Genomic DNA, 12733 nt, shown 5'->3' with positions numbered 1-12733 from the left:
ATAAGGCTGTAGGTCATTTACGATGGTATGACGCCCTTAAGCCCCAAAAGGTTAAATGTCCGTAACGAGAAATACATAAGTAATTGAAAAATAGGGAGATATTTTTAGATTTCTATATCCAATAATCTTGAACCATGAACAACACGGATTACAGAAATGTTGCTACTATCTATAATCTGATAAATGATACGGTATTTGTTCAGGAGTAATTCACGAATAGTTGAGCCCTTTATTTCAGGAACAGGCTTTCCTGATTCAGGAAATTGATATAGCTGATCTATTTTATCAAAGATACGAATAATGAATTTTCGGGCGATAGCCGGGGAATCCTGCGAAATATAACTTTCTATATCTTCCAAATCTTCGTAAGCCGATTCGGTTAGGACAATAACTATTTGCTCCACTTATCAAAAAACTTTTGTTTCGCGGTATTCAAATCTATTACCTTTCCTTCTTCCACATCTTTCAACCCTTGCTCAACTTTTTCAATAAATAAAAGCCGTTCAACCAGTTTTTCGGTATCAAATTCATCCTCAAACGAATCGAGGGTTTCAATCACTGTATTCTTTTTCATCTTATGCCGAACTTAATGATAGCTATTATCCAAATTTAAACATTTTTTAATTGTTACTACCACTGCAAACTCGGTACTGCAAACTTTCTCCTATCCCCCCATCGCGTACACCACAATATTCACCCCAAACTTGGTATTATCTTCGGATAAAAACCGCTTGTTGCGGAAATCGTAATCCCACTCGCAGCCGTAATCCTTATTACTGTATAATACCCCTATGCGGCCTTTTATTTCAACGGCTTTCAGGTAATCGTGTATCAGGTCGTCGCCCCAGCCGTTCAGCTCGAACGTAGTAGGTGGCGGGCCTTTCTCAAACTTAAAAAACGAGCTGTATATCGGGTGGTTATTCGGGATCTTCTTTAACGCTGCAGGCCCAAACAAAGCCGCCATCTGCGCCTCGAAGGATTTGGCAAACAGTCCGTCGATATCGTGGTTGCAATCGTCCACAAACACAAAGCCGCCATTCTCGATATACTTTTTAAAGTTGGCCCGTTCCTGCGTGTCAAACTGCACCAGCTTATGGCCGCTCAGGTAAAAGAAAGGGTAATTGAAGATATCCGGACTGCTCAGCGGCACCACTTTTTCCTTACTATCAAAGGGAATAGTAGTATATTCCAGCAGGGAATTGAGGATATTGGATGGCATCCGCTGATCGGTATCCCAGTCGCCGGAATGGTAACTTAAACGGGCAAAAGTAAATTTGGGGCTAATGGGCATGTTTGTTAAAACTCTAAAATTACTATAAAATTTTATGCCAAAAACACTTTTCATTAGCGGCGTTGTAATTTTTAAGATACTTGATTAAGTTTTTTATAACAACAGGCGTTTTTTGTATAAAAAGCACCCTATATTGTGATGGTGAACAATAATTGACACTTAAGCGTACAAATTATTGAGCATACAAGCATAAAAATTAGCTATGACTGCTGAACTGACGGAAAAAGAGATCAAAACACTGCTGGATAAACTTCCGCAACTAAAAACCGAAATACAGAAAGTAATTGTAGGGCAGGACCATATCCTGGACGAGCTTTTAGTGGCCTTTTTGGCCGGTGGGCACTGCCTGCTGGAGGGGGTGCCCGGACTGGCCAAAACGCTGATCGTGAAAACCATGTCGCAAGCCCTTAAACTGGCTTTCAGGCGCATCCAGTTCACCCCCGACCTGATGCCTACGGATATCATCGGCACCGAGATTTTAGAAGAAGACCATGCCACCGGCAAACGCTTTTTTAAGTTTAACAAAGGCCCCTTGTTTGCCAATATAATTTTGGCCGATGAGATTAACCGTACGCCGCCAAAAACGCAATCGGCCCTGCTGGAAGCGATGCAGGAGTTTGAAGTAACCTACGGCGGGCAAACCTATCCGCTGGATAAACCTTTCTTTATCCTGGCTACCCAAAACCCAATTGAACAGGCCGGTACCTATCCCCTGCCCGAGGCACAGCTCGACCGTTTCCTGCTATTGATAAAGATAGGCTACCCAACCGACCAGGAGGAGTTTGATATATTAAACCGTACCACCGGCACCAAAAAGGCCGATGTACAAGCCATCATCACTGCCGAAGAAATTCAGCAGGCTCAGGCATTGGTAAGGCAGGTAAATATTAACGAAGATTTGGTGCGCTACGTCAGCCAGATCATTCGTGCTACCCGTCCGGATACCACTACCATACCCTACATTAAGGAGTGGGTACGCTGGGGCGCCGGTCCGCGCGCGGGACAGGCATTGATCCTTACCGCAAAAGCCCGCGCCCTGCTAAAAGGCCGTTATGCCGTACTGCCCGAAGATATCCACGCCATGGCTTACCCCGTATTAAGGCACCGCATACTGATGAACTTTAAAGCCGAAGCCGAAGATATTACATCAGACAGGGTAACGGAGGAGTTGATAAAGCTAATTGAGCGACCGAAGGTTTTATAATGTGCAAATATGCAGATGTGCGTATGTGCAAATGCTCTTAATTCTTACATCTGCATATCCGCACATTCGCACATAAAAATAATCACTAAACATGCTCGACCCAAAAGTATTAATGACCATTAAGGATTTGCCGTTATTGGCGAAAACGGTTGTTGATGGCTTTATGAACGGGTTTAATAAAAGCACCGTAAAAGGCCCCGGATTAGAGTTTAGTCAGTACCGCAGCTACCAGCCGGGTGACGATCTGCGCTGGCTGGACTGGCGCATGTTTGCCCGGTCGGACAGGTATTATATTCGCGAATCGGAGATTGAGACCAGCATATCCGTACGTTTTTTGGTTGATGCCAGCGCCAGTATGAACCATGATGATAATGGCGTTAAAAAGATCGACTATGCCCGTTTTCTGTCGGCATCTTTAGCCTATTTGGCTAATTTACAGGGCGACGCGGTTGGCCTGTACGTTTTCCAGGATGGCGGCTTGTTCTCGCTGGCATCCCGGCCCGATCCGCAGCATTTAAAGCGGTTATACTATCAGCTTACGCAGATAGAGCCGGCGGGTAAGTTCACTCAACCGGTGCATTATAAAGAACTGTTTACCGGATCGGGCCGCAAGGAATTACTGGTTTTTATTACGGATATGTACCAGGAAAACGGCGAGATCAGCAAACTGCTTGATTCGCTGGCCGCGCTGAAGCACGAGGTTATTGTTTTTCAACTGATGGGGAAAAACGAACTGGATCTGGATTTTAAAGGATTTTCTACTTTAGAAGACCTGGAAACCGGCGAAACCATCCAGATCAATACCCAGCAGGCCAAAGCTTACCGGGAAAATATGCAGCAGCACCTGACAGATATCCGGATGGAATTACTGGGTAAGCATATTGTGCATCAGCTAATCAATACAGCCGAACCGCTGGATAAGGCACTGCGGGATTTTTTGGTGCAGCGGAATAAATAACCCCCTAACCCCCTGAAGGGGGAACAGAAATTATAAAAAGGATAAAGTAATAACGATTGCAAACTAAAGTAAACATATCTCCCATAACCAACTCCCCCTTTAGGGGGCTGGGGGGCTTGGCTAACTCCCCCTTCAGGGGGTTGGGGGGCTTATGCTTTTAGCATCGTCCATATGGCTTTTCGCGCTGGCTGCTATCAGCATCCCGGTGGCAATCCATTTGTGGAATATCCGGCCGGGCAAAACGCTGAAGGTGGGCAGCATCGCGTTGTTTACCGAGTCGTCGCCCAAAAGCAGCCGCAGTTTTAAGTTACTGGACATATTATTGCTGTTGCTGCGTTGCTTATTATTGATCTTGCTGGCATTCCTACTGGCCGGGCCGCTTTGGCAGCAGCATTTAAAAGCAGGTAAAACCAAAGGCTGGCTGTTAATCCCGAAGGAAAATTTTAACGAGGTTTATCAGCGGTTTAAACCGGATATTGATTCTATCAGTAAAAAAGGTTACGAGTTTCACTACTTTGATAAAGGCTTCCCAAAAGCCGATATCAACGAATTATTGCAGCATCCCGGCAAGGATACGGCAACTGCTCAACCTGCAAATTATTGGGCCTTAGTACGGCAATTGGAGCATCATATCCCGGCAACGGTTACAGCCGAATTATTTACGCCCAACACCATCAGCCATTTCAGGGGCGAAAAACCGGCGACAGGTTTAACTATCAACTGGCATACCTATACTCCTGCCGATTCGGTGAATACCTGGCTGGCCGGCGCATGGCTAACCGTTAACGGCAATATCCGGGCAGTGCAGGGTACGGCCACACCGGGCGGCACAAGTTACCAGTATAATGATATCAAAAACGGTGGGCAAACAGGTTCGGTTTACCAGGTTGGGGTTGATAATGGTATCCCGGTGGTCAGTTTAAAAAACTCAAAGATCAGTGTAGATACTACTACCCAGCGCATAGCCATTTATACAGATAAGCATAGCATTGATGCTAATTATTTAAAAGCTGCTTTAATGGCTGTTAGCCAGTTTACGCAACGCAAAACCATCATCAGGCAATACACCGATGCGGAAACGATACCGGCTGATCAGGATTGGATCTTTTGGCTGTCGGAAGACAGTATTGATGATGAAATTATTGATCAGGCTAAAAATGTTTTGCATTACGAAGATGGCAAGGCATTAGAAACCGATACCTGGATGAGCAACAGCGGGAACGAGATCCTTATGCAAGGTGCAGTTAAAATAGCGTTGCATAAAAACATCGGCTCAAAAAATATCGGCAGCCCGGTTTGGGCAGATGGTTTTGGCAACACGGTTTTAAGCCTGGATAAAGGTAAAACCAATATGTATCATTTTTTCAGTCGTTTTAACCCGGCCTGGAACGATTTGGTTTGGAGCGATGATTTCCCCAAATGGATAATGGATTTAACTAATCATCAGCCGTTTGAAGCAGGCGACCATGAACGCCGGGCTATCAGCGCAGATCAATTGCAGCCTGCGCGTATATCGGGCAGCGATATGGTAGCCAATACGCAAGTACATCCTATCGAATTAACAAATTATTTGTGGCTGGCCTTAGCCCTGGCATTTTTTGCCGAGCGCTGGCTGGCTACTAAAAACAAAACCGTGTTAGCAAATGGCTGATCAGGGCATACATAAAATAAACAGCTTAAAGCAAAAATGGATTGGCTACCAAATACTGGCCGATGCGGTTTTGGCTATGGCTATTGCTTTGCTTACCATCGCCGTACTCCATTACCTGTTTGCGGTTGCTGCTTTGTGGGCAATACCCGTTTTTGTGCTTAGTTTTTGCGTCTTACTTTTCATCCGCAAGCCCTGGCAAATCACACCGTTTATGGTATCCGCTTTTCTAAACCGGTCGTACCCTGAATTAGAGGAAAGCGCTGAATTAACGATCAAACCGCCAGCCGAACTCACGCTTTTACAGCGCCTGCAATTAACCAAAGTTGAGCATGCCTTAAGCGGGATCCCCTCCCTGCCGAAAGAATTTACCAGGCGTTTAAAACAGGCTGCCTTGTTGATGTTAGTTGCCGCTTTGCTTAGTTTTGTGGCAACTAAAATACCACACCGGGCAGGTGGGTCTAATTTATTCGGAATGGATGCGGGTCAAAAATTGGTACCGCCCGAAAAAGTTTTACCACAGATCGAATCGCTTGCACTAACTATTGATCCGCCCGCTTATACCGGTAAACCTAAACGCGAACAGGACAGGTTTACCATATTAGCCGAAGAGGGTTCAGTGGTTAACTGGGCAATCAGCACTAACATCACTGTAAAGCAAATGAGTTTGTTATTTAACGATCATGAACAAATTGCGCTCCAGGCCGATGAAGAGCATACCCAATGGACAGCCAAAAGGTTAATCGACAAACCCGGCTTTTACCAGGTAATTATAGATGGTAAACCATCTGATCTGTACCAGGTGGAAACGATTAAGGATAACCCGCCACAAATCAGGGTTAAAACACCCAAGCAGTACACCTATATTGATGCTGGTGAAAAACCGCAGGTAGCGCTAAGCACCACTATTACAGATGATTACGGCGTAAGCGATGCCCTGATTTATGCCACGGTGGCCAAAGGCAGCGGCGAGGGCGTAAAGTTTAAAGAGTATAAGATCCCTTTCGGCGAAGCGTTCGCTTCGCACAGCGCCACTTACAATTTGCAGCACTTGTTCGATTTGCCCAAACTGGAAATGGAACCCGGCGATGAGCTATACTTTTATATTGAGGCGCACGATAACCACCAGCAAAAAAGCCGGACAGATGTATATACGGTTTCCATTCAGGACACCGCCGCTTTAATGAGCATGGATGGCATTGTCAACGGATCGAACCTGAAGCCCGAGTATTTCCGCAGCCAGCGGCAAATTATTATGGATACCGAAAAACTGCTGAAAAGTAAGGACAGCTTATCTAAAGATAAATACAACAGTATGAGTGCCGAAATCGGCGCCGATCAAAAAATGCTGCGTCTGCGTTATGGCAAGTTTTTAGGCGAAGAAGATGAATCGGACGTAGGCGGCATGAAAGAAAATTCGGAGCTCACCAAGGTAGAGAACTTCAACAACGCGGCCATGATTTTAGATGCTTATACCGATAAGCACGATAATGCCGAGGATGCTACTTTTCTTGAACCGGCCATCAAGGCCCAGCTAAAAGCCACCTTGACTGAAATGTGGAACGCCGAACTGCACCTGCGCATGTACAAACCACAGGAAGCCTTGCCTTACGAATATAAGGCGCTGCGTTTATTAAAAGACCTGCAGCAAAAGTCGCGCTCGTATGTAGCTAAGACGGCTTACAAACCCATCCCGCTTAAAATGGAGAAACGCTTATCAGGCGATTTGAGTAAGATTAACCAGCCTTTAAACAAGCAGGATATTAAACCGGGTGCCGACCAATACGAAACGCTGAAAACAGCCGTGCAATTACTGGAACAGATCAGGATCACCCGTATGTACAGCGATGCGGATAAGCATACTTTGCAATTAGCCAAACAGCAGCTCAGCGTAAAAGCATCGGCACAACCGGGTATCTATTTAACGGCTGTAAGCGCTATGAACAGGATCATGTCGGCCACGCAACCGGCTTTGCAGGATATCGACCTGGTAGAGCGGGCCATACAAAAAACTTTGCCCCATAGCGACAGAATACCGCAAAACAAAGCAACAACTCCCGATATGGGATTAGCCCAACACTATTACCAAAACCTGAAAAACAAACCATGAGCTGGCATAGTGTTGTGATATTGATCTGTTTATTATTGGCAGCCTTCGCGGTTTACCGGGAGTATGCCCGTGCGAATAAAGCGCACCTGCTTTGGCGCATAGTGGCTGTGCTGTTGGCGGTTACCGCTTTAGCTGGTGTAATTTGGCCTATAACCTATTCTGCCACCATTACCCAAACCCCTGGCGCAGGTAAGATCTTACTGACCGAAGGTTTTAATGCCGATAGCTTAAACAAAACCGACAGTATTTATACTTTGGATAAATCCGTGCATCAGCAGTATCCCAAAGCTAAACTGCTGGATGATTTGCAGGCTTTATTTAACGATAGCGCCCGCATTACACCTGTACATATTGTAGGTTACGGTTTGGATGCAGATGAACTGGAACAGCTATCGGGCCGGCAGGTGGTATTTCACCCTTCGCCAATCCCCGATGGTTTTACGGCTGTGAACTGGACAGAAAAAGTAAAAGCCGGACAGCAGTTCCATGTGCAGGGCACTTATCAAAACACATCGGCTAAAGCCTGCGCATTAGTATTGAAAGGCTTAAACACCACGTTAGATTCGGTAAGCATTCCGGCCAGGTCAAATGCTCCGTTCTCCTTAAAATCCATACCAAAAAACAGCGGCAGGTTAGTTTACAGCTTAATTATATTAAACGGGAAAGACACACTGAAACAGGAATCTCTGCCGGTAATTATCGAAAAAAACCAAGCCTTAAAAGTACTCCTGCTATCGTCTTCGCCCGATTTTGAGAGTAAATTTCTAAAAACCTGGCTGGGTGGAAATGGTTACGGCATGGCATCACGCTCGGTTATCAGTAAAGGCAAATTCGGGCAGGAATATTTGAATATGGACCAGCCAGACCTATCGCATATCACCGCAACCCTGCTCAGCAAATTTGATATTGTAGTCGGCGATCTATCTGCATTGAAAAGTTTAAGTCCACCCGAAAGTTCGGCCTTACAGCAGGAGATCAGTCAAAAAGGACTGGGATTAATTATCCGTGCCGATAGTGCTGATAAGAAGCCGTCGTGGCTGCAAAGCAGCTTCCCCATCACTTACCAGGCGGGCAAACAGCAAACACCAATGGCATTAAACATCCGGGGTATGGACAAAACCGCCAAACTCAATATCGATCCGGTTGATATCATCCCGCAAAGCAACACGCAGGCCTTAATTACCGATGAGCACGGTCATACCCACGCAGGCCTCACACTAAGCGGCGCCGGTAAACTCATTTTTACCACCATCAGCAATACTTACAGCTGGATGCTGGCCGGTAACCAAACTGATTATACGGCTTTATGGTCGCTGCTGATAGAAACGGCCGCGCGCAAATCACTGATAACGGAAAACTGGTCGGTAGCTTCATCCCTACCGGTTACTAATCAGCCTGTAGCATTGGTTTTGGAAAGCGGCTTACCTGCCGGCGATATAAAGGTCAACCAGTCGGTAGTTTATCCTTCTCAAAACCCGGCTGTACCTTTTCAGCAGTCGGTAACCTACTGGCCTGCGGCTTATGGCTGGCAGCAGGTTACCCGGCCTAATGGCAGCCCTTATTGGTGGTATGCCTGGAAAAAAAATGAGTGGCTAAGCCTAAAAGCTGTAAAAAAACTCAACCTTACCAGTCAATACGTAAAAGACAACCCGGCAATTGCAACTGTAACAAAACAAATACAGCAAAAAACCCATGCCAGCGTACCTAAAATATATTTTTATATCCTATTTTTAATGGCGGCAACCTTTCTATGGGCCGAAAGCAAATTCTTCAGCTAACAAAACACGATCACCATAATCAGAAAAACTAAAACTAAACAATCAATAAAAGGAGGATTTAACCTTGAGACGCAGAGACTTTATTTATTTATCGGGATTAGGTGCCAGCGCTATGATGCTGCCGGACCTGTCTGCCTTCGGCAGATCTATCGATCCATCGCAATTGCTGGATCCGATAGATGTAAAAACCAAAAAAATGCTGGCCGATGTGGCGCTTAACAGTGCCAAATCATTAGGTGCCAGCTATGCCGATGTACGCATTGGCCGCTACCTGCAGCAGTTTGTGGCCACCCGCGAACAGCGTGTGCAAAACGTATCCAACAGCGAATCGTTCGGCGTGGGCATTCGTGTTATTGCCAATGGCTGCTGGGGTTTTGCCGCAACCAATGATGTAACTAAGGAAGGTATGGCCAAAACCGCGGCCCGTGCCGTGGCTGTTGCTAAAGCCAACGCCAAAATTGGTGGCAAACCGGTAGACCTGGCCCCACAAAAAGGCTACGGCGAAGTAAGCTGGAAAGCCCCGATAGAAAAAAACGCCTTCGAGGTGCCTATTAAAGAGAAAGTAGAATTGCTGCTGGCCGCCAATGCTATCGCTACCGCCGGCGGCGCTAACTTTGTTAACTCGGGTATAGCCATGATCAATGAGCAAAAGTATTTTGCATCTACAGATGGCTCTTATATCGACCAGGATATCCACCGTATCTCGCCTAATTTTTCGGTAACTAAAATTAACGTGGCTACAGGCGAATTCCAGTCGCAGCCATCTTTAAGTTCGCCAATGGGCCTGGGCTACGAGTATTTGACCCCGGTTGCATCCGAGAAAGTGACCGGCGTGGTTACCCGTTATAAACAGCGGTATGATATGCTGGAAGATATTAAACAGGCCACCAAAAACGCTACGGATAAGTTAGGCGCCAAATCGGTTGAACCGGGTAAATACGACCTGGTGCTTGATCCATCGCACCTGTGGCTCACCATTCACGAATCGGTTGGCCACCCTACCGAGCTTGACCGTGTACTGGGTTATGAGGCCAACTTTGCCGGTACCAGCTTTGTATCGCTGGATAAATTAAAATCAAAAACATTTAAATACGGCAGCGAGCATGTAAACATCCATGCCGATAAAATGCAAAAGGGATCATTAGGCGCCGTAGGTTACGATGATGAAGGTGTTAAGTGCGGCGAATGGGAAATTATTAAAGATGGCGTGCTGGTAAACCTGCAGGCTATCCGCGATCAGGCTAAAGTGGTTGGCTTAGATAAATCACAAGGCTGCTGCTATGCCGATAACTGGGATTCGGTACAATTTCAGCGCATGCCAAACGTATCCCTGTTGCCGGGCAAAACCCCGCTATCGCCGGATGATATGATCAAAAATGTAGAGAAAGGTATTTTCATCGTCAACAACGGCTCTTTCTCTATCGATCAGCAACGCTATAACTTCCAGTTTGGCGGGCAGCTGTTTTATGAGATCAAGAACGGCAAAATTGTTGGCCAGATAAACGATGTGGCCTACCAGGCTAACACACGTGAGTTCTGGAGCTCGTGCGCGGCAGTTTGCGACGAGAAGGATTATCGCTTAGGCGGTTCATTCAGCGACGGTAAAGGCCAGCCGCAACAGTCGAGCGCCGTGTCACACGGATCGTCAACCGCGCGTTTTAACGGGGTAAATGTTATTAACACTAAAAGAAGAATTGGGTAATTAATATGGCAATACTAACTAAAGAAGAAGCACAGGCTTTATTAAAGAAAGTGCTCAGTTATTCAAAAGCCGATGAATGTGAAGTTGGACTGAACGGCCGTATGGGCGGCAATATCCGCACAGCCCTTAACGCTGTTTCAACAGCCGGCGAAACCAATACCATGGGTTTATTTGTCAGCTCAACTTTCGGTAAAAAAACAGGTTCGGCAAGTATCAATGAGTTTGATGACGCATCGCTTGAAAAAGTTGTGCGCCGGTCGGAAGAACTGGCCCAACTGGCCCCCGAAAATTCGGAACATATGCCACCTATGGGCCCGGCTACATTTAAGGATTCCATCACCTGGAATGCCGATACCGCGGCCATGACACCGGATACCCGCGCCGCCCTGATTGCCCAAAGTATGAAAGCTACCAAAGAGGCTGGTTTAGTACAGGCCGGTTACCTGGAAAACTCATCAGGCTTTAGCGCTATCATGAACAATAAAGGCTTGTTCGCTTATAATAAATCGTCGGATGTTACCTTCTCGGTTACCACCCGCGATGAAACCGGCACCATATCAGGCTATGCAGCCCGTGGTTTTACCGATATTAAAAAGCTGGACACTTATGGCGCTACCAAAATTGCCGCCATGAAAGCCAATGCATCTAAACAAGCCAAAGCTATTGAGCCGGGTAAATACACGGTGATATTAGAGCCTACAGCCGGCGCGTACATGCTGGAGAATATGTTTCGCTTTGATGCCCGCAGCGCCGAGGAAGGCCGTAGTTTTTTAAGTAAAAAAGGCGGCGGTACCCGTTTGGGCGATCAGCTGATGGATGAAAAAGTTACCATCTACTCTGATCCGTTTAACACCGAATTACCCGGCGGCACCTGGAACGGGGAAGGCCTGCCATTAGAGAAAACCTACTGGATTGATAAAGGCGTAGTGAAGAACTTAAGCTATTCCCGTTTTTGGGCGCAAAAGAAAGGCGTGGCGCCTGTTCCAGGCCCAAGCAATATTATTATGCAGGGCGGCAACAGCAGTATCGAAGAAATGATTGCCAGCACCGAGCGCGGTATCCTGGTATCGCGTCTGTGGTATATCCGCATGGTCGATCAGCAATCGCTGTTACTAACCGGATTGACCCGCGATGGTACTTTTTATATCGAAAACGGCAAGATCAAATTCCCGGTAAAGAATTTCCGTTTTAACGAAAGCCCGGTAATTATGCTGAACAACGTAGAAGCCCTGGGCAAACCAGAGCGGGCCATCAGCGTAGAAAGCTACCGCAGCTATCTGATCCCGCCGATGAAGATCAGAGACTTCACCTTCAGCTCATTGAGCGACGCGGTGTAAGATAGATTCAAGAATTTAGATTCAGGAGTCAAGAAGCAAAACGGCCTGCTCAAAATGAGCAGGCCGTTTTGTTTTACTGCGTTTTGTCATTGCGAGCGATAGCGCGGCAATCCCATAGGACAAGCAACGCATACTGCCTATGGGATTGCCACGTCGCTGCTTCCACACAACCCGATGGCTCCTCGCAATGACAAAGTGGTTAAACAGCGTTCACCTTCCACCCCTCAAAAGGCTTCACGGTAGCGCAATTAGGGCCGCCGTCCCGGCCGGTACCGGCAACGTGGGTTTCAAGGCAAAGTGCACTATCTCCCTGCACTTTTTCAACCATATCCCAGGTGATGTCTCTTAAAGGCACTTTCAAGCGCCTGTCCCAGCACGAACCGAATTGACCGGCAAGCTTGCCGATATCTATATAAATAAACTTATCGGGCACCGGCCCCTGCACAAACGGGCCTACAAAACCAGGCTGGCTGTCCTTTTGCCGGTCGCCTTTAATTTGAATGGTAAAAGTAAAAATCGGGTCTTTAACACCCGACCGCTGGATTTGTATCGTTTCGTACTTATTGCCCGATCCTTTTTGCAAACCAAAATCAACACCCGGTGGCGGGGCTTGCAAAATGATGCGGAGGGAGAGATCGTTATTCATTGTTGTGTTGTTTGATGATGACAATTAGTTCATAGGGTGTCATGGTGAGCTCGTCGAAC

General features: G+C 46.6%; 11 protein-coding genes. 7 read left to right on the top strand and 4 right to left on the bottom strand.

Annotation, left to right across the window (positions count from 1 at the left end):
* Positions 1 to 104: 104 nt before the first annotated feature.
* From AC07M6_RS23450 to AC07M6_RS23440, 3 genes are all read right to left on the bottom strand, one after another.
* Entirely contained in the window at positions 105 to 404 is a 300-nt protein-coding gene (locus AC07M6_RS23450; RefSeq protein WP_494893723.1) for a type II toxin-antitoxin system RelE/ParE family toxin, read from the bottom strand.
* Positions 392 to 574, bottom strand: a complete 183-nt coding sequence (locus AC07M6_RS23445; RefSeq protein WP_494893721.1) for a hypothetical protein — start codon at positions 572 to 574, stop codon at positions 392 to 394. Before AC07M6_RS23445 ends, AC07M6_RS23450 begins: the two co-directional genes overlap by 13 nt.
* Before the next feature lie 90 nt (positions 575 to 664).
* On the bottom strand, positions 665 to 1291 hold the full coding sequence (locus AC07M6_RS23440) for a DUF4159 domain-containing protein (RefSeq protein WP_494893719.1): 627 nt from the start codon (positions 1289 to 1291) through the stop codon (positions 665 to 667).
* A 202-nt stretch (positions 1292 to 1493) separates the two neighbouring features.
* Here AC07M6_RS23440 and AC07M6_RS23435 point away from each other — a divergent pair, with 202 nt between their 5' ends.
* The 7 genes from AC07M6_RS23435 to AC07M6_RS23405 all read left to right on the top strand — a co-directional run bounded on the left by AC07M6_RS23435 (position 1494) and on the right by AC07M6_RS23405 (position 12028).
* On the top strand, positions 1494 to 2495 hold the full coding sequence (locus AC07M6_RS23435; protein ID WP_494893717.1) for an AAA family ATPase: 1002 nt from the start codon (positions 1494 to 1496) through the stop codon (positions 2493 to 2495).
* Positions 2496 to 2586: 91 nt separating this feature from the next.
* Positions 2587 to 3453 (top strand): DUF58 domain-containing protein, encoded by an 867-nt coding sequence (locus AC07M6_RS23430; protein WP_494893716.1) that lies wholly within the window; start codon positions 2587 to 2589, stop codon positions 3451 to 3453.
* Positions 3454 to 3604: 151 nt separating this feature from the next.
* Positions 3605 to 5104: a BatA domain-containing protein gene (locus AC07M6_RS23425; RefSeq protein WP_494893715.1), complete on the top strand. Its 1500-nt coding sequence runs from the start codon at positions 3605 to 3607 to the stop codon at positions 5102 to 5104.
* A complete protein-coding gene (locus tag AC07M6_RS23420) occupies positions 5097 to 7211 on the top strand; it encodes a hypothetical protein (RefSeq protein ID WP_494893713.1) in 2115 nt (704 codons plus the stop codon). The genes AC07M6_RS23425 and AC07M6_RS23420 overlap by 8 nt, the downstream gene beginning before the upstream one ends.
* Positions 7208 to 8989 carry a hypothetical protein gene (locus AC07M6_RS23415; RefSeq protein ID WP_494893712.1) on the top strand — a complete coding sequence of 594 codons (1782 nt, stop codon included), beginning with the start codon at positions 7208 to 7210 and terminating at the stop codon, positions 8987 to 8989. The genes AC07M6_RS23420 and AC07M6_RS23415 overlap by 4 nt, the downstream gene beginning before the upstream one ends.
* Before the next feature lie 64 nt (positions 8990 to 9053).
* Entirely contained in the window at positions 9054 to 10691 is a 1638-nt protein-coding gene (locus tag AC07M6_RS23410; protein ID WP_494893710.1) for a TldD/PmbA family protein, read from the top strand.
* Positions 10692 to 10696: 5 nt separating this feature from the next.
* Positions 10697 to 12028 carry a TldD/PmbA family protein gene (locus tag AC07M6_RS23405; protein ID WP_494893709.1) on the top strand — a complete coding sequence of 444 codons (1332 nt, stop codon included), beginning with the start codon at positions 10697 to 10699 and terminating at the stop codon, positions 12026 to 12028.
* 199 nt (positions 12029 to 12227) lie between these two features.
* On the opposite strand, the gene AC07M6_RS23400 is transcribed toward AC07M6_RS23405, so the two are convergent.
* Positions 12228 to 12674 carry a DUF5990 family protein gene (locus tag AC07M6_RS23400; RefSeq protein ID WP_494893708.1) on the bottom strand — a complete coding sequence of 149 codons (447 nt, stop codon included), beginning with the start codon at positions 12672 to 12674 and terminating at the stop codon, positions 12228 to 12230.
* Positions 12675 to 12733 lie beyond the last annotated feature (59 nt).

The organism is Mucilaginibacter sp. GW821-FHT07H05 (assembly GCF_059418485.1).
This window is presented reverse-complemented; position numbering and strand designations above follow the sequence as displayed.